The following is a 23,594-nucleotide window of genomic DNA, read 5'->3' on the forward strand; positions in this document are numbered from 1 at the left end:
GAGGTGATTCTGGAGGCAAGCGTCGACTTTTTGCCTGGTTTTAGGGCAGACATCGTCGCGCGTCAGGGCGATGATAAGAGGATTGTCGAAGTGAGGCGGCGTTCGTCACTACGACATGATTCGCGGATCAATGAGATCGCCCGAATCATTGAGTCTCAGCCGGGATGGCATTTCGACATCGTGCTGGTTCCTGAGACTCTGCAACTGGTCGCGCCTGAAGGTTCACGTCCGATAGGCGTGGAAGCGGCTCTGCGCCAGATGGGTGCAGCAGAACGTCTCTTGGACGATGGGCATCCGGAATCTGCATTGTTGATTGCGTGGGCAGCCTGCGAGGCAGTACTGCGCACACAACTCCAAGACGAAACGGGGTCGGACGATGACCTGCCCCTGACAAGTCAGTTGATGGACGCTGCGACGATGTACGGCATCATCTCGCACGAAGACCGTGGCTACTTGAAAGAGCTACAGGCGCTGAGAAACGCAGTTGCACATGGCTACAGCCACGAGGACATCGAGGGCGATGTGGTCCTCGACCTGACTGAATTCGTGCGGAGGCTCTCGGAGGACATTCCCGCACGGTCGAAGGCGGCGACTTAGTTCAGCCGCTCCACAATCATGGCCATGCCCTGACCGCCGCCGACGCACATCGACTCGAGCCCGAAGGTCTCGTCGCGGTCGGCGAGACCGTTCAGCAGCGTGGTCATGATGCGGGCGCCGGTCATGCCGAACGGGTGACCCAAGGCAATGGCACCGCCGTGGAGGTTGAGCTGATCGACCATGTCGATGCCCAACTCGTCGGCCGAAGGGATCACCTGAGCCGCGAACGCCTCGTTGATCTCGACCATGTCGATGTCACTCATCGACATGCCCGCACGCTCAAGCGCCTTCTTGCAGGCCTCGATGGGGCCCAGGCCCATGATCTCGGGGTTCAGCGCCGAGACCGCGGAGGAAATGATGCGCGCCAGCGGGGTGATACCCAACTCCTCGGCACGCTTGCGGCTCATCACCAGCACCGCTGCGGCTCCGTCATTGAGTGGGCAGGCATTGGCGGCGGTGACGCGACCGTCGGGCCGGAACACCGGCTTGAGCTGCGCCACGGCGTCGTAGGTCACGCCTGCACGCGGTCCGTCGTCGGCGCTGACGATCGTGCCGTCGGGCAGCTCGAGCGGTGTGATGTCCATCTCGAAGAAGCCGCGAGCGATGGCCGCCTCGGCCTTGTTCTGGCTCATCACGCCGTACTCGTCCATGGCCTGGCGGCTGACGTTGCGGTGCTCCGCGACGTTCTCGGCGGTCTGACCCATCGCGATATACAGGTCGGGCAGTACTCCTTCAGCTGGCGTCCAGTCGTCATGGCCGCCCTCAGAGCGAACCTTGGTCCGCTCGCCGGGGGCCTGGAACTGCGGGTTCGTCGTGCCCGGCAGGCTGTCGGAGTTGCCCTTGGTGTAGCGGCTCACGCACTCGACGCCTGCGGAGATGAATGCATCGCCTTCGCCGGCGCGGATGGCGTGTGCTGCCATGCGGATGGTTTGCAGCGACGACGAGCAGTAGCGGTTGACCGTCGTGCCGGGTACGTTCTCAAGTCCGGCAAGAATTGCCGAGGCCCGAGCGATGTTGAAGCCGGCCTCGCCGCCCGGCTGTCCGCAGCCCAGCATCAGGTCTTCGATCTCGTCGCGAGGGAGATCGGGAACCTTGTCGAGCAGCTTGGTCACGATCTGTGCGGTCATGTCATCGGGCCGCATCTCGGTCAGCGAGCCCTTGAACGCTCGGCCGATCGGGCTGCGGGCGGTGGCGACGATGACCGGATCGGTCGCGGCGTCCGCGCTTGCTGCAACTGGGCTCATGGGGGATCCCTTCGAAGGGCGCGCCGAACCCGTTTGCAGGGCCGGTCACGCAGTGTGTGCGAGCCCAGAGGCTACGTCATCACCGCGTGCTTCGTCCGAGAAGACGTGCGCGCTCAGGCAACCCCGCGAGCGTCAAATGGTGCGGCGCAGAGGGGTTCAGGCGTTCTGCAGGGCTCGCCAGACGTTCTGGGGGCTGCACGGCATGTCGATGTGGTCGATGCCCAGGTGGGCGACCGCATCGCACACGGCGTTGTGCACCGCAGGGGTCGAGCCGATGGTGCCCGACTCGCCGATGCCCTTGGCACCCAGCGGGTTGCGGGGGCTGGCCGTCTCGGTGTTGGACACCTCGAAGCTGGGCAGCTCGGCCGCCGACGGGATCAGGTAGTCCATCATGCTGGCATTCAGCGGGTTCGCGTCGTCGTCGTATTCCACGTGCTCGAACAGCGCTTGCGCGACGCCCTGGGCGATGCCGCCGTGCTGCTGGCCGTTGACGATGAGCGGATTCATGATCGTGCCGCAGTCGTCGACCGCGATATGGCGGAGCAACTCGACCTCACCGGTGTCGCTGTCGATCTCGACCACGGAGACGTGGGAGCCGAACGGGAACGTGGCATCGGTCCCGTCGAAGTTCTCCTCGGCCATCAGGCCCGCTTCGATGCCCGAAGGACGGGCGCTGTCGTCGTTGGCCAGCTTGGCGATGTCGGCCCAGCTCACCGAGCTGGTCGGCACGCCGGTTACCGCCAGGCCGCCTTCGGCAATCACGATGTCGTCGGCAGAAGCCTCGAGCAGGTGAGCAGCAAGCTGTTTGCCCCTCTCCAGCACGGCCTGGCTCGACAGGTACACCGCTGAGCCGGCGGTCTGCAGCGACCTCGAACCCAGCGTGCCAGCACCCGAAGGCACCTCAGCGGTATCGGCGTCGATGTGGGTGACATCGTCCATGGAAATGCCCAGCACGCCCTCGACAATCTGGGCGAAAGTCGTGGCGTGGCCTTGGCCGTGGCTGGACGTCCCGACACGGATCGTCGCTGTCCCGTCCTCGTGCACCTCGATGCTGCCGTACTCCACGTGCAGGCCCACCGGAGCGGTGATCTCCACATACGACGAGACGCCGATGCCCAACAGCTTCGAGTCGCCCGCGTCGCGGCGGGCCTGTTGCTGGGCACGAAGGTCGGAATAGCCCGATGCTTCGAGCACCGCATCCAGCGACCGCTCGTATTCGCCCGAGTCGTAGACGACCCCCGTCTGCAACGTCGCAGGGAAGGCGTCGGGCTGGAGGAAGTTCTTGCGGCGCATCTCCGCCGGGTCCATGCCGATCGCAGCGGCCGCCTTGTCCAGGATGCGCTCCACCATCTGGGTCGCCTCGGGCCGCCCCGCGCCCCGGTACGCACCGATCGGGGTGGTGTTGGTGATGACGGTGTATGCCTTGAAGTGAATCATGGGCATGTCGTACACAGCTTGGGAGAGCATGCCGGTGAGCAGCGGCAGGATCGCCCCGATGACTGGGTACGCCCCAGCGTCGGCGACGACGTTTGCCCGCAAGCCCACGATGCTGCCGTCGTTGCGCACGCCCATCTCGGCGTTCATGACCATGGCCCGGCCCTGCACCATCGAGAGCATGTTCTCGGTGCGGGTCTCGGTCCAGCGGACCGGCCGGCCGAGGGCCTGGGCTGCCTTGCCAGCCACGATGTACTCGACGTAGCAGGCCGCCTTGGGGCCGAAGCCGCCACCCACCCAGGGCGCAATGACCCGCAATTGATCGGCTTCAAGACCCAGCGCCGGCGCGAGCGCGTCGCGCATCGAGTGGGCCGCCTGCGTCGACAGGTACAAGGTCATCGAGCCGCCGTCGCCGGGCACGGCCACGCAGCCGTTGGGCTCCATCGGCACGCCCGCCAGACGCTGGGTCACGATGCGCTCGGACACCATCGCATCGGCGCCTTCGAACGGATCACCCGCGTCCTGAACTTCGGCATCGGGGGCGATGTGGGCGAAGCAGACGTTGGAGTCCTGGCCCTCCCACACAACCGGCGAGTCCGGCGACAGCGCAGCCTCGATGTCGGACACGATCGGCAGCGAGCTGTACTCGACGCTCACCATCTCGGCCGCATCGTTGGCTTCGCTCTGGGACTCCGCTACCACGGCAGCCACAAGGTCGCCGACGTAACGCACCCTGTCCGCTGCCAGCGGCGGCCGGTTGTACGCCGGGTCGATCATCGGGAAGCCTTGGAAGGCGTCCATGGGCATGTTGTCGGCGGTGTACACCGCCAGCACGCCCGGCATCGACTCCGCGTCAGAGGTGTCGACCGAGGTGACTACGGCATGTGCCTCGGGCGAGCGAATGAACGCAACCTTCGCCGAATCAATGTCGAGATCGTCGACGTAATGATTCGCCCCGGTCAGCAGTCCGGGATCCTCCCGGCGCTGTACAGGATTCCCCAGGATCGAGCCCGATGCGGCCATCGCTTGCCCCCTTGTGGCCGACGCCCCGCGAGCGGCGCCAGATTGCGGTCAGAACTGTGTGCCCAGCCGCGCGCGGCCCGGCATCAGCCGCGACAGTAGCCCAACGATGAACCGGCGCTGTGCGCCGGAGGGGGCGTCGTGACCGGACCGGCTCAGGTCCCCAACCGTGCGGCGCTGGCCCCCTCGAGCGATGTCATCCAGCTCGCCACGGTGTGCGCCGCGAAGCCCGGGTTCTCGCACATCCACCAGTGGCCCACGTCGAGCAGCTCGGTGACCCGGGCGCCCGCGCGCTTGGCGACTCGGCGATGCATGACACCGCCGCCGGTGAAGTGGTCGCCTGCCGCCAAGATGCAGAGCCCGGGCCGCTGGCCAGCGGCGGCAATGTTGAAGCCGAGGTCGGACATGGCCGGCTGGGAGGCGTCGCGGTAAAGCGCCAAGATGCACCGGCCCATGTCGGCGTTGACATGGGGCACGACTGCTGCCGACACTTCGGGGCCCATGCCCAATCCGGCGTAGAAGGCGACGCTCTCGTCGTCAGGGCGGTTGATCATGCGTTCGATCGAGGCCTCACCGCGAGGCGATTGCCATACCTGCGCAGCGTCGTGCCACTCGTAGTCGGGATCGAACAGCCCGATGACATCGGTGCACCACGAGCGGATCAGGTCCGGTCGCTCCATGGCAATGCGCATGACGTGCCCGCCGCCCCAGTCGTGGCCCAGCAGGTCGATTGGCCCTGCGCCGCCCGCCTGGAGCTCTTCCAACTCGGCGGTGAGCCAATCCCGGTATTCGTTCATGGTGGCGCCGAAGTCGTTGGGTGCGGGCACGCCGAACCCGGGGGGCGACAGCGCTACGACGTCGTCAGGGCCGATGCCATGGCGCTCGAGTGCGGCTCGCATCGGGTCCCAGATGGCGGTCGTCTCCGGATTGCCGTGGACGAGCACGAGTGTCATGAGGTCGCTTCCTCGCTAGCGGGGTGTCTACGTCGATTCGCTGTCACGCTTCTGTGCGCAAGAATGCCGCCTGGAGCGGCATTTCTGCGCAGAAAACCCGCAGCTTCGTTTCTCTGCGCAATAAAGCCGCTGGGAACGGCATTTCTGCACACAGAATGACAAGGGGCCGGGATTCAAGTGGTCGGCGCGGAAGCTCGGCCGGCTGCACGCAGTTGCACGGTGGCGTCGACGTCGATGGATTGGCCGTCGTCGCCAATCACGACGCCATAGTCGCGACGCGCACCCTCAATGCTGACGACGTCGTCCATCACGTCTCGCAGCACAGCAGCGGGCTCCCGTTCGAGTGCGTCACCCCAGCCGCCCCCGCCCGGTGTGTCGGCGATCATGCGTGCCGGACCAAGACGCTGCACCCCGTACTTGGGCGGCACGAACGTCGGTCCGTCGGCGTCAGTGTCGACGGGGACGATCCACTCCAGACCGACGCCACCGGTGCCGCCGCCGCGAACGCCGTGACCAGACGGCGTGTCGAGGCCTTCGGCCCTGTACGACCAGGTGGCCGGTCTGAGTATGTCGGCTTCGTAACGCACACCCGTTCCGCCGCGCTTCTGGCCTGGGCCGGCGTTGTCGCAGCGCTGTTCATGGCGGATGTAGCGCACGGGATACATCTGCTCGTGGAACTCCAGATTCGGCAGGTCGAGGCCGCCGAGCGTGATGAGGTGGCCCATCTGCGGAAAGCCGTCGCGTTCGGCGGTCGCGCCGGGTGTTGCCATCGCATGCCACTGGTACATCACCCAGGTGGTGCCGTCATCGCGGCGCCCGGTGACGTGACCGTGCATCGTCTTGGACCACGCCGCACAGGCCCGATCTGGATCGGCTTGCGCGAGTGCCTGCCATACCGTGATCACGATCTCGTGGGCGACGAACACGGTGTTCATCGTCATCGGAGCTGGCGGCAGCGCGTTCACGATGCTGCCTTCGGGAGCGATGATGCGCACGGAACGGTAGGTGCCCTCGTTGCGCGGGATTGACGTGTCGAAGAACGACGACACGGCCAGGTACACCGACGAGTAGGTGTTCGCCACCGAGCTGTTCTTGAAACCCTCGATCTGTGGATCGGTGCCGGTGAAGTCCAGCATCATCTCGTCGCCTTCGACGGTGAGATGCACCCGGACGGCGATGTCGGCGGGGCCGAAGCAGTCGTTGTCGGTGCGGTCCTCGCCGTAGTAGGTGCCGTCGGGGAGCGCCGCGATGGCAGTGCGCATACGACGTTCACCGTGGGTCAGGACACCGTCGAGGTAGGCCAGGTAGGGCTCGATGTCCAGTTCTGCAACGAGGCCGAGCACCCGTTCCGCACCGATGCGGGTGGATCCCAGCATTGCCAGCAAGTCGCCGTCGAGCAGCTCGGGCGTCCGGCAGTTGATGAGCAGCAGCTCCCAGAGGTCGTCGCGGACCTTGCCTTCCTCGATCAGCTTCATGACCGGCAGCCGGATGCCCTCCTGCCAGATCTCGGTTGCCTCAGGGTTGTAGGTGCCTGCGATCCCGCCACCGATGTCGGACTGGTGGGCGCGGTTGCAGCAGAACCCCACGAGCGTCGGTTCGTCGCAGCCTTCGTTGGTGAACACGGGCCTGGCAATGACCCAGTCGGGAAGGTGATTGCCGCCCGCCACGTAGGGGTCCGACAGCAGGAAGACGTCCTCTGGGTTGATGCGGCCCTCATAGCGCTTCAACAGCGCACGGACCGCGAAACCGCCGCCGCCGGTGTGAATCGGGATGCCGTCGGCGTTGGCGACCAGCGTTCCGTCCGGGGTCGTCACGTAACAGGAGAAATCGTGGCTCTGGCTGAAGATCGTGCTGCGTGCGGTGCGCGTCATGACCCAGCCCATGTGCTTGCTGATCTGGTCGAGCCGGTTCTGCATCACCGCAAGCACGATCGGGTCCAATCCGAATTCGTCCAGTACCGGCGCCGCTTCGCCGTTTGACGCGCTGCGTGATTGGCCCGATTGGACGCTTCGAGACACTGCCGCATCGCCCGATGCTGAGCCATCAGCGGACTCGTCGGTGGGTGCGAGGTCGATGAACAGGTCGCCGTTCGCGTCGACCCACAGCCGGTCGCCCGGTCGGGCCACGACCGTCGTGGTCAGCTCCTCGACGAGTGCGGGTCCGGCGATGGTGTGGCCGCGCCGCAGGACTTCGCCGTCGAAGACCGGTGTGTCGCGCCAGCCCAACGGGCCGTGCCAGACCGAACGCGTCTCGATGGCTTCAGGATCTCCCACCGCAGGAGCAGTCTCGGAGGTGGCCACGTCGCCCGTCGAGGCACGAGCCACGAGGCGAAGCGAGGCCACCATGATCGTGCCGTCTGTCTGGACGTGGCCATACAGCCGCTGGTACTCAGCCTCGAACGAGGCACGGACTGCGGCTGCGTCGACCTCTGAATTGCTTGCGGCGTAAGCAGGGACTCGAATGGTCCACAGCTGGCCGGGATGGTGCAATTCCAGCTCGCAGTCGAGCGCCACCAGTTCGGCTGCGAAGCCTTCGCCGCTCATCACCTCGAGGGCTTGTGCTCGCAGGGCCGCGAATCCCCCCTCGATCTCGGCTGCGTCGAGGTCGTCCAGCGAGCCCATCAGGAAGCGGGTGAAGTCCTGGCGCACATCGGAGTGCAGCATTCCGATCGCACACAACGCGCCAGCGTCGCGTGGCACATAGACGCGCTCGCAGCCGAGTCCCGCAGCGACCGATGCGCCGTGCATCGGGCCCGCACCTCCCGCGGCGACCATCGTGAAGCGTCGCGGCGAATGGCCTCGCTCGATCGAGATGTGCTCGGTGGCGCTGAGCAGGTGCTGCTCGACCACTTCGACGATGCCCGCGGCTGCCTCTTCGATGGTCATGCCGAGCGGTTCGGCGACATGGGCGCGGATTGCCACGCGGGCTGCGTCGATGTCGAGGTCCAACGTGCCGCCGGCGGACTTTCCTGGGCGCAGGCGACCGAGGATCAGCTGGGCGTCGGTGACGGTGGGCAGTGTGCCGCCGTGGCCGTAGCACGCAGGACCGGGATCGGCGCCTGCTCCTTGAGGGCCCACATAGAGCAGGCCGGCCTCGTCGACGCCCGCGATCGTGCCGCCGCCGGCGCCGATCGTGTGAATGTCGATCGCAGGTGTGGACACGTGATAGCCGGCGATCATGATGTCGTCGCGGGTGTCCACTTCGCCGCTCGACATGAGCAGCACGTCGCATGAGGTACCGCCGATCTCCATGGAGATCAGGTTTCCGGCCACGGCGGAAGTGTTCTCGTCCTTGACGAGCGCATTGTCGGTGGCGTCGCGGTACAGGTTCAGCGCTCCGACAGCGGCAGCAGGGCCGCTGAGCAGCAGGTTCACGGGCCGTCCGGACACCTGGTCGACCGAGGCAGCGCCGCCGTTCGACTGCACAAGCAAAATGGCGTGACGCAACCCAGCAGCAGCGAGATCGTCGTTCAGCGAGCGCAAGTACGACACGATCTTCGGCGACAGCGAGGCGTTGACGACGGCGGTGGACGTACGCTCGTACTCGCCCATAAGCGGCGAGACAGCGGTCGATGTCGTCACCCACGTGCCATCCCACTGCTCGCTCACTGCTTCGGCGGCTGCACGCTCATGGGAGTCGTTCACGAACGAGTTCATGAACGCGATGGCGATGGCCTCGACGTCGTGGCTGTCGAAGCGCTCAAGAATCGGGCCGAGGCTGTCGAGTTCAACGGGGGCATGCTCGCTGCCGTCGGCGTCGATGCGGCCGCCCAGCGTGGCCCTCAAGTAGCGGGGCACGAGCACGGGGGCGTAGGGAGCCCGGTGGTTCCACTGGTCTTCGCGCAGGCCTCGGCGGATCTCCAGCGCGTCGCGGAATCCCTCGGTAGCGATCAGCCCGACGGTGGCCCCAGTGCCTTCCAGCATGGTGTTGGTGGCGACCGTGGAACCGTGGACGAAGAGCGAGCAGTCCGCGAGCACGTCGCCCAGCGGCATACCGAGATCCACGGCCACACGAGCCAGCGCAGCATGTACTCCCCGGCTCGGATCCGCAGGCACCGAGGGAACCTTCGCCACCCAGGTCGCGCCCTGCACGTCGGCGAGCACCAGATCGGTAAAGGTGCCCCCGACGTCCACGCCGATCCGCCAAGGCGTTGAGGGTCGCCGTTGGGCGCCGTCGCTTGCAGGGGCCATGAAGGACTTGCTCACACGCCCAGTCTCGCACCCTTGGCGTCGGTTCGGCTCATGAGACCCGCAGTCACACCCGCCGCAGTGTGTCCACTGCCTGTCGGGCGACTGCACCTGCATCGAATGTAATCAATCTGTCATCGCTGCCGGTGATCAGGAGACAGTCAGATAATCGAGCCTTCGCGATTTTGTGGGATTTGGGCTGCTGGGCTCGGCGGGGTTCATGTTGGGAGGATGCCGCGGGCTTCGAAGTTGGCGTAGTTGGTGAACCCGTGCGCGGTTGTTCGCAGGACTTGGAGCAGGTTGTTGGTTCGGTCGATGCGTCCGTTGCTGGGCCGCCCCGCTTGGTGCCAGTCGAGGATCTGGGCATGCCATGCGAGGAAGGTGTCGACGGTGTCGCTGAACTCGGGGATCTGGCCGGTGCTGTAGATGTCGGCGAACCGGTCGAGCGCTTCGAGGGCGCCTTTGTGGTTGTCGGCGAGATAGAGGTTGTGCAGCTCGCCGAGCGCGTCCCAGGCTGCCCGCAGCCGGGGGTGGGCCTCGAACAGCTCGGCGAGGCGTGCTTGTTCGGCCGCGTCGAGCTTGTCGGGCCGGCGCATGAGCAAGAACCTGGCCCGGAACACCTCGGGGTCGAACGCAGGCTTTGAGCCCTCGGGCCGGCGCTGGACATCGCGGCGCACCGCGGTCAGGCCCGCAGCGAACCAGCGGATCACATGGAAGCGGTCCAGCACATGGCGGGCGTGCCCGAGCCGGGCCTCGATGGCTGCCTTGTATGCCGCCGAGCCGTCCGAGACGACGACCTTCACGCCCTTGCACCAGCGATGCCCCTGAGCGGCCAAGAACGTGCTGAGCGCTTGGCTGCTGCGGTGGGGCACCATCGCGAGCACCTCGCCGGTGTCGCCGTTCACCAGCACCGTCACATAGCGGTGCCGCTTGCGGATCGAGGTCTCATCGACCAGCAGCACCCGGCACCGCCGCCGCCGGCGATGATCGGCGACCAGACCCGCCCAAGCGACCACCAACGCGTTCACCAGCCCCCAGCTCACCCCATGACGACGCGCCGCCGTATTGACCGGCATCGAACGGGCATCGGCCACCAGCCGGCGAGCCAGACGCGCCGTGACACGGCCCTCGAACGCCCGATGGTCCTCCACGAAGCGCCGGTCGCAGACATCGCACACCATCCGGCGCCGCCCCCACAACAACAGCACCGGCCGCCCCGACACCTCCAAGTCCCGGATCTCGCGCTCGCGACGGTCGTGACAGCGCCCGCTGGGCGTCCCGCAATCCGGGCACCTCGGACGAGACACCGTCGACACCACCCGCACCGCCAGCCGCTCAGGCGCGTCCACCACCACCTCCAGCACTTTGATGCACCGCAGCCACAGCCGCACCGACACAGCATCACTCGCCATCGAGGCCCTCCAGGGTTCGGCGTCGCAAACACCGATCCCAGCAGGGCCTCGACCCCTACAAACGGACCCTCAACCCGCCGTCATCCCACCAAAACGCGAAGGGCCAGATAATCACGCAATGGGCAAGTGAATCGAGTCGAGGGATTGACCCGTGATGCGTCTATACAGTCTGATTGCCTGATCGTCTGTGAGACTTGCGATGAAATCGGCGGCGCGACGCGCCGAATGACAATCCGAATAGAACTCGCGGTCAAAGAAGGGCGTGTTGAGTGATGTAGTAATCGCTCCCTTCTGGGCATCGATATCGCAGTAGGCGTGAAACAGCTCCGTGATGATTCGCCTGTGGCCATATCTCTGAGCGTTCAGGCTTGGAGCGTCGATGACGTATTTTCGCGTTAGGTATTTCAGAATCTCAGCGAGTGTCCGGCCTTCAGGCTGAACCATGACTTTGCCGCTCTTGTCTATCTCAAATGCTTGCAACAAGGTCGTGATCAGAGAGCTGCGCATTACCGAGAGACGCCCAATACTGGCAGCCGTGCCAATGAATGGCGTGTCCGGAAGGAGCACCTTCAGGTTCTGAAACGCTTGTTGAGCTAGCTTGCTGTCAAGATCTCGTTTATTGCATACTTCTGTCAAGAATTCTGAGCCAGTGTCCTCGTCCAAAATGAGTGTTGGAAGCGGGATGAGGTTGGCACGATAGAAATCCTCAAGATCATGGACCGCGTATGTGATGTCATCAGCCCAGTCCATGATTTCGGCCTCCAGACTTCTTTGATACTTGTCCGCGGGCTGAAGTTCCATCGCGAAATTGAAGTCCTCAAGCTCGGTTTCATATGCGCTCCACTTCTTGCTGTGGGCGCTGTCTGTCTTAGGGCGATTGTTCGAATCTAGATCCCTTAGCCATGGGTATTTCAAGACAGCACGCAAGGTTGCCCGTGTCAGATCCAGGCCTGGAGGGGAATCGGGATCAGCTTTCGTGAACGCAAGCTTTGTTATGACTCGAAAGCTCTGTGCATTGCCCTCAAATCCATCATGGCACCCTTCATTGCGTACCAGTTCGTCAAGTGTGCGTTCGGTTGCATGGCCGAAAGGCGGGTGGCCAATATCGTGCGCCAGGGCAGCCGCTTCGGCTACTTCCGGATCTAGGCCGCCCAAATCTTCGATTTGCTGGGGTTGACACTTACGGAGAGTGTCTTCGGCCAGCCGACGGGCGATTTGCCCGACCTTCATGGAATGCGTTAGGCGGTTATGAAAGGTGAGGCCCTCATGGGCTCCGACAACTTGTGTTACACCTAAGAGCCGTCGGAAAGGATCACAATACAACACTCGATCTCGATCACGGGCCCCGTTTGGGCGGGGGTCGTCGGGTGAAGCGCTGTTGTGCAGTCGGTGTTCACGCACTCGAATGTCCCGGCTACTCGCCGTGAGCTACTTGACGAGTTGAGGGACGAGGCCTGGACCCAAGGTGACTGTGTGCTCGGAGAGCATCTTGTAGAAGCGACGTTGCAGCGCCGGAAGGTCAGCATCTGCTTGCTTGCTCGCCTCTCGAAGCCATCCTCCGTCGCAATCGAGATGATTCTCAATTGCATCGCGGATGGCCGCATCGATGATTTGCGCTCGCTCGTCAGTCACGGTGACCTCCACCTCCCCCTCCGTATACCGGGCGACCCGGGTCGTCCGGAGCCGCTGCGCCGAACTGTACCGGCGACGCAAGTGGCCGGAGCGGAAATATTGGACTGCCGTGGGGTCGTGTGAGGAACCCTACGTCAGGCGCCTATCTGACCTTGCGTGGCCGCAAGACGCGCCTTCTGCGAGGACCGATGCGAGACTTGGCCGATGTACGAGCGAGCCGTGCTGCGATGACGATGCCCCCAACCGGGACTGGGCCGTGGTCCACGGATCACTCCGCAGCGCTGTACGAGCGAGCGCAGCAGTCGATCACTGACGGCACTTCACGGGACACCCTGCTGCGCAAGGGAGGACACCCCATCTACGTCGATCATGGCGACGGCGCGTGGGTGACCGATGTCGACGGCAACCGCTACCTGGACTGCAACAACAATTTCGCGTCCATCATCATCGGCCACGCCGATCCGACAATTGCCGCTGCAGTACAGGAGCGCATGTCTCGGGGCACGGCCTTTTCGTTTCCCAATGACGCAGAAGTCGAGCTGGCGGAACTGCTGTGCGGACGTGTCGAGAGCTTCGAGCTCATCCGCTTCGCCAACTCGGGTACCGAGGCGGTCATGGCTGCCCTCAAAGCTGCCCGCGCCTTCACCGGGCGGCCGAACGTCATCAAGGTGGAGGGCGCCTACCACGGCACGTACGACCACGCCGAAGCCAGCCAGTCGCCCAATCCCACGAATTGGGGCGATGCGACGGCACCGTCGACGGTGCGTTACTCCGCCGGTACGCCGGCGTCGGTCGAAGAAGAAGTCGGCATCATCTCGTTCAACGATGCGGAAGGTGCCCGCGCGGCGATTCGCCGCGGCGGTGATCAGCTGGCCGCGGTGCTGCTTGATGTCATGCCGAACAGGGTGGGCATGCCGGTCATCGAACCCGAGTTCATCGGGGCGATCCGCGACACCACACGCGAGGTGGGCGCACTGCTCGTGCTCGATGAGGTCATCTCGTTCCGGTTGGGCTACGGGGGAGCCCAGACGAAGTTGGGCATCGACCCCGACATCACCACGCTGGCCAAGATCATCGGCGGGGGCTTCCCGGTGGGTGCCATCGCCGGTCGTCGGGGCCCCATGGAGACCTTTGTCCGCGTAGCGGGAAACCGGGCCAAAGTGCCATCGGGCGGCACGTTCGCTGCGAACCCCATCACGATGTGCGCCGGGCACGCCGCCATGACCTTGCTCGACCGCGATGCCTTCGCCCGGCTGGACACGATCGGCGAGAACATTCGGTCCGGCCTGCGGTCGATATTCAATCGTGCAGGCCTGGATTGGCAGGCCACCGGCGCGGGCAGCCTGTTCCGCGTGCACCCGCACAATCGCACGATCCGCAACTACCGCGACTCGCACCTGTCCAGCGACGAGATAGTCGAGATCACCGAATTTGGCCGTCGCATGCAATCCCAAGGCGTCTACTTCATTGCCGAAAGCCTGGGGTGTCTGAGCCTGGCGACGAGCGATGACGACGTCGAGCACTTCCTCGGGGCCGCCGAAGCGTCGCTGCCAAGCCCATAATTCACAGCAATGACGAGTACTCCGACTGCCGCCGATTCCGCAGCCGGGATCGATGCGGGTTACGACCCGGATCCCACCGTGTCGTACTCCCTGCGTGCCGACGCCTATGTCGACGCCCGCTGGCACGACCTCGAGCAGCGGGAAGTCTTTGCACGCAGCTGGCAATGGGTGGGCCACGTGGAGTCACTCCGCGAACCCGGCAACTACACCGCACTGGATGTCGCGGGCATGCCAATCGCCGTAGTGCGCGGCAACGACGGCGTGCTGCGGGCCTTCTACAACGTCTGCCAGCACCGGGCTCATGCCCTGCTGACGGGCACGGGCCACACCGGCAGCATCGTGTGCCCGTACCACGGCTGGGCCTACGACCTGTCGGGCGGTCTGCACCGGGCGCGCCACACCGACGACGTCGCCGGCTTCGACCCGTCCGCGATCTGCCTCACAGAAGTGCAAGCAGAAGAGTTCGGCGGCTTCGTGTACGTCAATCTCGACCCGTCTGCGGCCCCGCTGTCCGCGCAGGCCGGAGGGCTCGGCGACGAGATTGCGCGCTGGGCGCCCGATGTGGACGACCTCACCCACGTCCGCCGCTTCAGTTACGACATCGCCTCCAACTGGAAGAACGTGGTCGACAACTTCCTCGAGTGCTACCACTGCCACATCGCTCACCCCGACTTCGTGACGCTGGTGGAGATGGACACCTACCGGGTCGATACCCACGGCATCTACTCCAGCCACATGGCCCGAGCCGGCCATTCGGCCAATGCCGCCTACGACGTCGACGGCTCCAGCGTGAAAGACCTGGCGGTCTGGTGGCTGTGGCCCAACACCTGCCTGATGCGCTACCCCGGCCGCGGCAACTTCAGCGTCATGCACATCGTCCCGGCGGGGCCTGAGCGCACCCTCGAGACCATCGACTTCTACTTCGAGTCCGCAGAGCTGACCCCCGCCGACATCGAGTCGATGCGTTACATCGACGAGGTGCTGCAGCCTGAGGATGTCGGGCTGGTCGAGAGCGTGCAGCGAGGCATGAGCACACCGGCATTCACCCAGGGCCGACTCGTATGCGACCCAGGCGGCTCGGGCCTGTCCGAGCACGGGCTGCACCATTTCCATGGGCTCGTGCTGGATGCCTACCGCGGCGCTGGCGCGGCTTAGAGCGCTAACGGAGCGGCGGCGATGCCTGCCTGCCTCGACCGCCCCGACTTTGTGCAGAAATGCCGCCACAGGCGGCAAATTTGCGCAAAGAGTGCGCGACAGTCGTTCCCTGAGCCGTGACCGTTCCGCGCAGCCTCCGTAGCTCTCGCAGGCGATCGCGCGACCCCGTCGTGCGTTGGATGGGTCTGCGACACTGAGCCGATGGCGGAACGAATCGGATCCCAGGTCGGTGGCCAGCGCTCAGAGGCACAGTCCGCTGCGCTGTATGCCCGCGCACGGCAGTGGATTCCTGACGGCGTGTCCCGGGCGACGCTGCTGCGGCGACCGAACCCGATCTATGTGGATCACGGTGAGGGCGCCTGGGTGACCGATGTCGACGGCAACCGCTACTTGGACTGCAACAACAACTTCACTTCGCTCATCATGGGACACGCCGATCCCGCGATTGGCCAGGCGGTGAGTGCGCAGATGGAGCGTGGCTCAGCGTTTGCGTTGGCGTGCGACATCGAGATCGAACTGGCCTCGCTGCTGTGTGACCGGGTCGACAGCTTCGAGCTCATCCGCTTCTGCAATTCGGGCACCGAGGCCGTGATGGGTGCGCTGAAAGCTGCTCGGGCGTTCACTGGCCGGCCGAATGTCATCAAGGTGGAGGGCGCCTATCACGGCACCTACGACCATGCCGAGGCCAGCCTGGCGTCCGATCCCACCAATTGGGGCGACGCCGCGGCCCCCGCCACAGTGCCCTTCGCATCTGGCACACCGGACTCCGTGATCGAAGAGGTCGGCATCATCCATTTCAATGACGCTGCGGGTGCTCGGGCTGCCATTGAGCGTCAGGGCGACCGTCTGGCGGCCGTGCTGCTCGATGTGATGCCGAGCCAGGTCGGTTTGCCGGTCATCGAGCCGGACTTCATAGCGGCGGTTCGCGAGGCAACCCGCGAGGTAGGCGCATTGCTGGTGCTCGACGAGGTGATCTCATTCCGGCTGGGCTACAGCGGAGCCCAGACGCTGCTCGGCATCGATCCTGACATCACCGCAGTGGCCAAGATCATCGGCGGCGGATTCCCCGTCGGCGGTGTTGCGGGGCGCGAAGGGCCGATGTCGACGTTTGCACGGGCAGGCGGCGCTCGGGCAAAGGTGCCGTCCGGGGGGACGTTCACGGCGAACCCCATCACCATGGCGGCCGGATACGCCACCATGAAGCAACTCGATCACGCCGCTTTCGCCCGCTTGGATGACATGGGCGAAGCCGTGCGCAACGGCCTGCGTTCAGCAATCTCCAAGACCGGTGTGGACTGGCAGGTAACCGGCCGCGGGAGCCTGTTCAAGGTTCATCCCCACACGAGACATATCCGCAACTACCGGGACGCGCACCTCAGCAGCGACGAAGCTGCGGAGCTTGAGCAATTCGAACACGCCATGCAGGCGGGCGGCGTGTATCTCTCCGGCGGGGGATTCGGCTGCCTCAGCTTGGCGATGACCGACGACGACATCGCCCATCTCCTGGCAGCCGCCACCACCGCGTTGCCCGCGTGAACCCGGCAGGGCAGCCATCGACGCAGCCGCCGGTTGGCTCCTAGTCTCGGCGCGATGACAGGCTCGAACAGCACAGATCCGAACCTCATGCCGGCCACCGAGCTGGCGTCGCTCATTCGCCACGGGGAGGTGTCGGCGACCGATGCGCTCGAGGGTGCAATCGAGCGCTACGAGCGCTTCAACCCCGCGGTGAATGCTGTGATTCTCACCCGGATGTCCGAGGCGCGCGAGCGCGCTGCTGCAGCCGATGCTGCGCTGGCGGCGGGGGAGTGCTGGGGGCCGCTGCATGGCGTGCCGATGACCATCAAGGAAGCCTTCGACTGGGCCGACACGCCATCGACGTGGGGCAATCCAGCCTGGGCCGCCAACGTGGCTGACACCGACGCCGTCACGGTGTTTCGGCTACGGCAGGCGGGCGCGGTCATCTGGGGCAAGACCAACGTGCCGCTCCTGCTGGGCGACTGGCAGAGCTTCAACGACATCTACGGCTGCACCAACAATCCGTGGGATCTGACCCGTGTGCCGGGTGGCTCATCGGGCGGATCGGCGGTCGCACTGGCGACCGGCATGGCATCGCTGGAACTGGGCTCGGACATCGGGGCATCCATTCGCAACCCCGCGCACTACTGCGGCGTATTCGGCCACAAGCCGACCTACGGGTTGGTGCCCGACGGGGGTCACGCCGTGCCTGGTGCGCTGGTCGGCAGCGATATCGCGGTGTGCGGCCCGCTGGCGCGCAGCGCCGCCGATCTGGATGTGGCGCTTGATGTGCTCGCCGGACCGTCCGGCTTCGACGCGAGCGGTTACCGCGTGGCGCTGCAACCCGAACATCGCGACACGTTGGGGGCGTTCCGGGTGGGCGTCATGCTGGACACGCCGGTGATTCGCAACTCGACAGCCATGATCGACACCTTGCAGCGGGCGGTGGATGCGCTGGCCGCTGCAGGAGCTGACGTCAGCGAAGCCACGCCCGACATCGACCAGCATGAATTCAACGAGAACTACCTCATGCTGCTGCGAGCCGCCACGGGCGCGCTGGCCGACGACGCAATGTGGAACGACGCTCAGTCCCGTGCCCACCGGTACAACGACGGCGACGGGGACTACCAATCGCTCGTCGATTACGCGATGACGATGACCCATCGCGAGTGGTTCGCTCACCACAACAAGCGCGAGGGCTACCGGCAAGCCTGGGCGAGGTTCTTCGACGACTACGACCTGCTGCTGTGCCCGATCGCAGCGTCGGCGGCGTTCGTCCATGACCACATGGGCACCCGGCCGACCCGCACCATCGACATCGACGGCCACCAGGAGCTTGGCGTGGACCAGCTCTTCTGGGCCGGCTGGAGCTGCAGCGTGTATCTGCCCGGCACTGTTGCACCCGCCGGACTGACCGCCGACGGGCTGAACTTGCCGGTCGGCATCCAGATCGTCGCCCCGCATCTCGGCGATCGCCGCTCGATCCGTTACGCCTCCCTCATCGAGCGAACCCTCGGCGGCTTCGTCTCACCGCCCGGCTACGAGTAGCCGACTCTCCGATGGCGAGGCACTCCAGATCACTATGGATCAGTTGAAGGCTCCGCGGCCTGAGACGGCGGCAAGCCTGCCGAACCGGCGGCCCCGACCGCAGCATCTGCTGGCATGCCGATCCCCAGATAGCCCTCAATGCGCGCGAGTCGCTGCCCATTGAGAGCGACCTCTGTGCGTACGTCGCCGACCTCAGCACGAACCTTGTCGGTGCTGCGCTGTTGGTGCCACACGATTGCTAGTACGGCGAGCACCATGGTGGCGATCTGCGCGAGCGCCGCGGCCGTCATGTCGCAACCCTACCAAACCCGCTACGGCCGAGCCTGTGACATTAATTGAAAACACTTGAAATTCTGTAAACCTACGACAGAAGCAGATTCGTGTGTGCGCTGCGGGAGGCCTGTCGACACCGACCCACGTGTCGCCAGCCTCGGTGACTGCTTGGGATGAGGCAATGCCGAGATCTGTGTGTGGTCTATTGGTTTGGACCGCTGACGGTGAATTCCAAGCGGTTGGACAATTTCCTGTCGTCGTCGGTGCAGATAGCCCCGCGCAGCCAGACCGTACAGAGCTCCCTTCCGGGGGGCGGAACCGCTCACGCGGATGCGCTTCATCGACATCATCTCCCGTCAACCCCAGCTCACGGGACGACTGTGAAGATGGGCGAAATGGCGTAGATCGGCCTGTGCTCGTCATCGTTGCCCGTGATGCGTCCCACAGTGACATCGACCGCGCCGACAGGAGCGGTGTTGTCGGCCGGGTCTCTCGGCGAGCCCGCAGCGACGAGCCCCATGTTGTTCGAACCCACCGGAAACTTCGGATCCGCGGCCCCCGAGGCGTCGCACCCGGTCCACACCATCGCGTTCTCGTGGAAATGGGCGGAGTTGCCGGTGACATAGGCGCCGTATTCGGTGTTCTCCCACTCGTCACCATAGAAATCGGAGTACTGCTCCACAATCAGCGTGGGACGGTCCTGCCAGCCGCCGTCCAGCCAATGGACCGGCACCGCGATGGAGCCCGCTTCCGCGATCTTGGTGTTCGTCACCGCGTCGACCGCAGCGGTGCACACCACCGCTGTGAACTGCGACGCGACCCTGTGGATGACCGGATCGGTGTACGGCTCGGCTGCTGGTTTGCCCGGGACAGGTTTACCCCGGACAAGGGTCCCCGCGGCTTCCTTTTGCACAAACGCGTTGTAGTCCTCTATGTCCCCCGATGTGGGCAGTATTCCGCGTTGTGTGACGAATACCAGCCTGAACTGGTCTCCCACCTCGGCACCGTCGGGGATGTGCAGCCAGCTCGTGGTCACCGGGACACCGCGGGCCACGAAGGGGGCATTGTCGTTGACCACGGTGTACACCGCCAACTCCAGCACATCGCCGTTTGTGTCCGCCGACAGGCTGTCGAGGCCCTTGCCCCGGTAGAACGCGTCCGCCAAGCTGGCGCCCGACACAGCGCCCGAGTCCTCGCTGTTGCTGGAGGTCTTCGCCAGCCGGTGCGCGGTGCCGCGGTTGTGGCGCCACACCAGCACGTAGGAGGTGTCAGGCGCCAGATGCGTGTCCGGCGGCGCCTCGAAGAAGCTGTGGCCGGCCGCGAACTCGCTGGGGCTGAGGAGGTCGAACAGCTTGGCGCCCGGCAGCCCGCCCGCGTCGGCGTACACAGACACCGACACCGACGACGGGCTGTCGGGGAGCCTGCCGTCGGAGCCCTCGATGTTGACGCCGATCCCCTGAAGCCGGTACCCGTACAACGCGGCATCGGACTCGGAATCATCGGTCTCGCAGCAACCGGTGGTAAAGCCCTGGGTGAGCACTGTGTCGGTGCTGTCGGCACTCACGTGGCTGTTGTCGGTTTGTCCGAGGTTTTGGACCATGGCGGCGAGGGGCTCGCCGAAGACGGCCATCAGCGGCGGGTCGCATCCGAACTCGGTTGCGTCTGTTGTGCCGTCGATGCTCACCCCGGTCGCGGCCGGCGCGTCCGCCGAGGTGGAGGTGGTGCAGGCGTGGCGGCTCAGGATTACGCCGCCCATCCGCTCGACCGAGCTGATGTCCTGGAAGAGCACGTATGAGTTGCAGGTCTCTGCCATCGTCATTTCGTCCGTCGTACACCCTCCGGGCACGGTCGCGCCCTGGGGGGCGGTGAACTCGTTGATGCCGAATATCTGGCGTGTGCTGGTCATGCGGAACAGCTCGTCGCCCCCCGAGCGCACCTGCCAGGGGTTGGTGAAGCCCCCGTTGCGGGTTGTGGTGTCGTCGAGGCTGAACGTGACGCCGCGGAGGAGGTAGCGGTCCGCGGTCCCGACGGTGAACGCGACGCGGGGCTTGTCGCCGACCGACACGACTTCTTGGCCGTCGCCGGGTTGGGTATAGGTCGAGGCCAGGATGCCGCTTTGGCGCTGGGCGCCGTTGACGGCCATGCGCAGCACGCCGGTGTCCGAGCCCTTGTCCTGGAGCGTCGCTGCGGTCTCGCCGCCGGGGTCTTCATTGTCGGAGGTCGTCTCGTTGATCGACAAAGAGGCCCCGAAGCCTGACAGCACGACGAAGTAGTCGACGCCCTGGTACGCGAACGCGCCGGGCGGGGCGGTGAACTCGTTGAGGCCCACGGCGAACGAGTTCGGGTTGGCGAACTCGAACAGCTTGGTGTGCGCGGCCGCGGCGCGGCCGAACCCGGGCGGGGGCCCCGCCCACAGCGACACCGTCAAATCCGCGGGGGCTGCGGCCAGGTCGATCGACACGCCCGAGATCTCATAGCCCTGCCCGTGGGCGCCCAGCTCGAACCCCATCGCGTACTGGGCGGTGATGTTCTTGGCGGCAACGGGCGTCTGGGAGGTGTTGGCGACCAGCATCGACGCCGACAGCCGCGGCGCCAACGCGGCCAGCGGCCCGAACGGCAGGCTCGTCACCGCCTCGGCGGTGCCGCCCAGATCGACGAACGACACCTCCACCTTGACCAGCTGGCCGACATCAGCCGCCACACGCCGATAACGGGCCGACCCGTCGCCCACCGCAGTCTCGACGCCGGTCACGGCATCGACCCGCACCCACTGGTAGGAGAAATCGGGCTGGATGCCGGTGGTGTCCACGCTGCCCACATTGGGGAGCCCGTCGGGATCGCCGATACGCGAGGCGTCCACAGCCAAGATGCCCGGATCCTCCGCCGAGGCCACCACCCGCGGCGCGCCGGTGGCGTTTTGGGTGTGCCTGCCGTACACCGCGATCTCCAGCGCATTGCCGCCCGAGTCGACCGTCAGGCTGGAAAGGCTCGCGCCCCGATGGAACGCGTCCGCGATGGAGAACCCCGCCAGCGCGTCGGTGTCCTCGCTGTCGCTGGAGGTCTTCGCCAGCCGGTGCGCGGTGCCGCCCAGGTGGGCCCACACCAGCACATAGGACGTGCCCGCATCCAGCGTCGTTCCCGGCGGCGCCTCGAAGAAGCTGTGGCCCGCCGCGAACTCGGAGGGGCTGAGCAGGTCGAACAGCTTCGCGCCCGGCAGCCCGCTCGCATCCGCGTGCACCGCCGCCGACACCGACGACGGCCCGTCGGGAAACTTGCTGTCGGAGCCCTCGACGCTCACCCCCAAGCCCAAGAGCTCGTAGCCGTCCGAGTGGGGGCCGGTGGTGAAGCCCTGGGAGAGGACCGTGTTGGTGGTGTCGGCGGTGGTGTGGCTGTTGTCGGTCTGGGCGAGGTTCTGGACCATCGCGGCGAGGGGCTCGCCGAAGACGGCCATCAGCGGCGGGTCGCATCCGAACTCGGTTACGTCTGTTGTGCCGTCGATGCTCACCCCCGCCGCCGTGGGCGAGTCCATTGCGGTGGAGGTGGTGCAGGCGTGGCGGCCCAGGATGACGCCTCCCATCCGCTCCACCGAGCTGATGTCCTGGAACAGGACGTATGAGCCGCTTCCGGGCACGGTCGCGCCCTGGGGGGCGGTGAACTCGTTGATGCCGAATATCTGGCGTGTGCTGGTCATGCGGAACAGCTCGTCGCCCCCCGAGCGCACCTGCCAGGGGTTGGTAAAGCCCCCGTTGCGGGTTGTGGTGTCGTCGAGGCTGAACGTGACGCCGCGGAGGAGGTAGCGGTCCGCGGTCCCGACGGTGAACGCGACGCGGGGCTTGTCGCCGACCGACACGACTTCTTGGCCGTCGCCGGGTTGGGTATAGGTCGAGGCCAGGATGCCGCTTTGGCGCTGGGCGCCGTTGACGGCCATGCGCAGCACGCCGGTGTCCGAGCCCTTGTCCTGGAGCGTCGCTGCGGTCTCGCCGCCGGGGTCTTCATTGTCGGAGGTCGTCTCGTTGATCGACAAAGAGGCCCCGAAGCCTGACAGCACGACGAAGTAGTCGACGCCCTGGTACGCGAACGCGCCTGCCGGGGGCGGTGAACTCGTTGAGGCCCACGGCGAACGAGTTCGGGTTGGCGAACTCGAACAGCTTGGTGTGCGCGGCCGCGGCGCGGCCGAACCCGGGCGGGGGCCCCGCCCACAGCGACACGGTCAAATCCGCGGGGGCTGCGGCCAGGTCGATCGACACGCCCGAGATCTCATAGCCCTGCCCGTGGGCGCCCAGCTCGAACCCCATCGCGTACTCGCTGGTGATGTTCTTGGCGGCAACGGGCGTCTGGGAGGTGTTGGCGACCAGCGTCGACGCCGACAGCCGCGGCGCCCCCGGGAGGCCCCCCGGTCCACAGGGAGACGCTCAGGCTCGACGGGACCGCGGCCAAATCGATGGAGACGCTCGATATCTCGTAGCCCTGGCCGTGACTCCGCAGGTTGAATTTCATGGCGTAATCACTGGTGATCATCGCCGTGGTCGCAAACGAGGCCGTGTTGGAGACCAGGCTCGACGGCGACAGCAGCGTCGGTTCGGCGATGGGGCCGAAGGGCACGCTGGTCACAGCCTCGGCGTTGTCGTCCCGGTCCGTGAACGAGACTCGCACCTTGAACTTCTTGCCGAAATCGGCTTCGACGAGCTGGTACCTCTGCGAGTCGGTGCCCACGTTCGTCTCGTTAGAGCCGTCGACCCGGATCCACTGGTAGGAGAAGTCGAAAATGAATCGGCCGTCGTCCGGATCCCCGACCTCGGTCTTTCCGGGAGCTGTGCCATAGGGCAGCCCGTCGGCGTCCCTGATGTCCCAGGTGTCGGCCGCCAGAATGCCGGGGCTCTCCGCGGAGACCACGATCCTCGGCAGGCCGGTCGCGGCGTTGTTCACCCGAGCCTGGGCGTGGGCGGGATTCTGGCCGTCAGCGAACCACAGGACGCCCGCCAGCGCGGCGACGACGCCCAGTCCGATAACCAGCAGCGGGAGCGTGCCAACACGCCGGGAGGCGGTCATGACCTACCTCCGG

General features: G+C 65.7%; 16 protein-coding genes. 5 read left to right on the plus strand and 11 right to left on the minus strand.

The window, feature by feature from the left end; all coding sequences use genetic code 11:
* Window positions 1–3 precede the first annotated feature (3 nt).
* Window positions 4–597: a hypothetical protein gene (locus tag ACOQPH_RS03350; RefSeq protein WP_420623329.1), complete on the plus strand. Its 594-nt coding sequence runs from the start codon at window positions 4–6 to the stop codon at window positions 595–597.
* On the opposite strand, the gene ACOQPH_RS03355 is transcribed toward ACOQPH_RS03350, so the two are convergent.
* From ACOQPH_RS03355 to ACOQPH_RS03385, 7 genes are all read right to left on the minus strand, one after another.
* Window positions 594–1,841, minus strand: coding sequence for an acetyl-CoA C-acetyltransferase (locus ACOQPH_RS03355; RefSeq protein WP_420623330.1), 1,248 nt, complete (start codon window positions 1,839–1,841; stop codon window positions 594–596). The genes ACOQPH_RS03350 and ACOQPH_RS03355 overlap by 4 nt on opposite strands.
* A 156-nt stretch (window positions 1,842–1,997) precedes the next feature.
* Complete coding sequence (locus ACOQPH_RS03360; RefSeq protein WP_420623331.1) at window positions 1,998–4,298, minus strand: xanthine dehydrogenase family protein molybdopterin-binding subunit; 2,301 nt, start codon at window positions 4,296–4,298, stop codon at window positions 1,998–2,000.
* A gap of 152 nt (window positions 4,299–4,450) precedes the next feature.
* Window positions 4,451–5,248 carry an alpha/beta fold hydrolase gene (locus tag ACOQPH_RS03365; protein ID WP_420623332.1) on the minus strand — a complete coding sequence of 266 codons (798 nt, stop codon included), beginning with the start codon at window positions 5,246–5,248 and terminating at the stop codon, window positions 4,451–4,453.
* Window positions 5,249–5,421: 173 nt separating this feature from the next.
* Window positions 5,422–9,453 (minus strand): hydantoinase B/oxoprolinase family protein, encoded by a 4,032-nt coding sequence (locus ACOQPH_RS03370; protein ID WP_420623333.1) that lies wholly within the window; start codon window positions 9,451–9,453, stop codon window positions 5,422–5,424.
* 200 nt (window positions 9,454–9,653) lie between these two features.
* Window positions 9,654–10,847 carry an ISL3 family transposase gene (locus ACOQPH_RS03375; RefSeq protein WP_420623168.1) on the minus strand — a complete coding sequence of 398 codons (1,194 nt, stop codon included), beginning with the start codon at window positions 10,845–10,847 and terminating at the stop codon, window positions 9,654–9,656.
* 111 nt (window positions 10,848–10,958) lie between these two features.
* Window positions 10,959–12,248 (minus strand): deoxyguanosinetriphosphate triphosphohydrolase family protein, encoded by a 1,290-nt coding sequence (locus tag ACOQPH_RS03380; protein WP_420623334.1) that lies wholly within the window; start codon window positions 12,246–12,248, stop codon window positions 10,959–10,961.
* 27 nt (window positions 12,249–12,275) lie between these two features.
* Window positions 12,276–12,479, minus strand: coding sequence for a hypothetical protein (locus ACOQPH_RS03385; protein ID WP_420623335.1), 204 nt, complete (start codon window positions 12,477–12,479; stop codon window positions 12,276–12,278).
* A 227-nt stretch (window positions 12,480–12,706) separates the two neighbouring features.
* Here ACOQPH_RS03385 and ACOQPH_RS03390 point away from each other — a divergent pair, with 227 nt between their 5' ends.
* The 4 genes from ACOQPH_RS03390 (at window position 12,707) to ACOQPH_RS03405 (ending at window position 18,259) form a co-directional block, all read left to right on the plus strand.
* Window positions 12,707–14,041 (plus strand): aspartate aminotransferase family protein, encoded by a 1,335-nt coding sequence (locus ACOQPH_RS03390; RefSeq protein WP_420623336.1) that lies wholly within the window; start codon window positions 12,707–12,709, stop codon window positions 14,039–14,041.
* A 9-nt stretch (window positions 14,042–14,050) separates the two neighbouring features.
* On the plus strand, window positions 14,051–15,196 hold the full coding sequence (locus tag ACOQPH_RS03395; protein ID WP_420623337.1) for an aromatic ring-hydroxylating oxygenase subunit alpha: 1,146 nt from the start codon (window positions 14,051–14,053) through the stop codon (window positions 15,194–15,196).
* Between the two features lie 201 nt (window positions 15,197–15,397).
* Entirely contained in the window at window positions 15,398–16,732 is a 1,335-nt protein-coding gene (locus ACOQPH_RS03400; protein WP_420623338.1) for an aspartate aminotransferase family protein, read from the plus strand.
* 54 nt (window positions 16,733–16,786) lie between these two features.
* Entirely contained in the window at window positions 16,787–18,259 is a 1,473-nt protein-coding gene (locus tag ACOQPH_RS03405; RefSeq protein WP_420623339.1) for an amidase, read from the plus strand.
* A gap of 32 nt (window positions 18,260–18,291) precedes the next feature.
* On the opposite strand, the gene ACOQPH_RS03410 is transcribed toward ACOQPH_RS03405, so the two are convergent.
* From ACOQPH_RS03410 to ACOQPH_RS03425, 4 genes are all read right to left on the minus strand, one after another.
* Window positions 18,292–18,549 (minus strand): hypothetical protein, encoded by a 258-nt coding sequence (locus tag ACOQPH_RS03410; protein ID WP_420623340.1) that lies wholly within the window; start codon window positions 18,547–18,549, stop codon window positions 18,292–18,294.
* Window positions 18,550–18,899: 350 nt separating this feature from the next.
* Window positions 18,900–22,580: a choice-of-anchor R domain-containing protein gene (locus ACOQPH_RS03415; RefSeq protein ID WP_420623341.1), complete on the minus strand. Its 3,681-nt coding sequence runs from the start codon at window positions 22,578–22,580 to the stop codon at window positions 18,900–18,902.
* Window positions 22,525–22,827: a hypothetical protein gene (locus ACOQPH_RS03420; RefSeq protein ID WP_420623342.1), complete on the minus strand. Its 303-nt coding sequence runs from the start codon at window positions 22,825–22,827 to the stop codon at window positions 22,525–22,527. Before ACOQPH_RS03420 ends, ACOQPH_RS03415 begins: the two co-directional genes overlap by 56 nt.
* Entirely contained in the window at window positions 22,790–23,581 is a 792-nt protein-coding gene (locus ACOQPH_RS03425; RefSeq protein ID WP_420623343.1) for a hypothetical protein, read from the minus strand. Before ACOQPH_RS03425 ends, ACOQPH_RS03420 begins: the two co-directional genes overlap by 38 nt.
* Window positions 23,582–23,594: the final 13 nt, after the last annotated feature.

This window comes from Candidatus Poriferisodalis sp. (genome assembly GCF_965221945.1).
Classification (GTDB): Bacteria; Actinomycetota; Acidimicrobiia; order Acidimicrobiales; family Poriferisodalaceae; genus Poriferisodalis.

What these genes read in the sequence shown, in the direction of transcription:
- ACOQPH_RS03355 (WP_420623330.1), bottom strand. Translation starts at nt 1,841, where the DNA reads ATGAGCCCAGTTGCAGCAAGCGCGGACGCCGCGACCGATCCGGTCATC.
- ACOQPH_RS03360 (WP_420623331.1), bottom strand. Translation starts at nt 4,298, where the DNA reads ATGGCCGCATCGGGCTCGATCCTGGGGAATCCTGTACAGCGCCGGGAG.
- ACOQPH_RS03365 (WP_420623332.1), bottom strand. Translation starts at nt 5,248, where the DNA reads ATGACACTCGTGCTCGTCCACGGCAATCCGGAGACGACCGCCATCTGG.
- ACOQPH_RS03375 (WP_420623168.1), bottom strand. Translation starts at nt 10,847, where the DNA reads ATGGCGAGTGATGCTGTGTCGGTGCGGCTGTGGCTGCGGTGCATCAAA.
- ACOQPH_RS03390 (WP_420623336.1), top strand. Translation starts at nt 12,707, where the DNA reads ATGACGATGCCCCCAACCGGGACTGGGCCGTGGTCCACGGATCACTCC.
- ACOQPH_RS03395 (WP_420623337.1), top strand. Translation starts at nt 14,051, where the DNA reads ATGACGAGTACTCCGACTGCCGCCGATTCCGCAGCCGGGATCGATGCG.
- ACOQPH_RS03400 (WP_420623338.1), top strand. Translation starts at nt 15,398, where the DNA reads ATGGCGGAACGAATCGGATCCCAGGTCGGTGGCCAGCGCTCAGAGGCA.
- ACOQPH_RS03405 (WP_420623339.1), top strand. Translation starts at nt 16,787, where the DNA reads ATGACAGGCTCGAACAGCACAGATCCGAACCTCATGCCGGCCACCGAG.
- ACOQPH_RS03410 (WP_420623340.1), bottom strand. Translation starts at nt 18,549, where the DNA reads ATGACGGCCGCGGCGCTCGCGCAGATCGCCACCATGGTGCTCGCCGTA.
- ACOQPH_RS03420 (WP_420623342.1), bottom strand. Translation starts at nt 22,827, where the DNA reads ATGGGGTTCGAGCTGGGCGCCCACGGGCAGGGCTATGAGATCTCGGGC.
- ACOQPH_RS03425 (WP_420623343.1), bottom strand. Translation starts at nt 23,581, where the DNA reads ATGACCGCCTCCCGGCGTGTTGGCACGCTCCCGCTGCTGGTTATCGGA.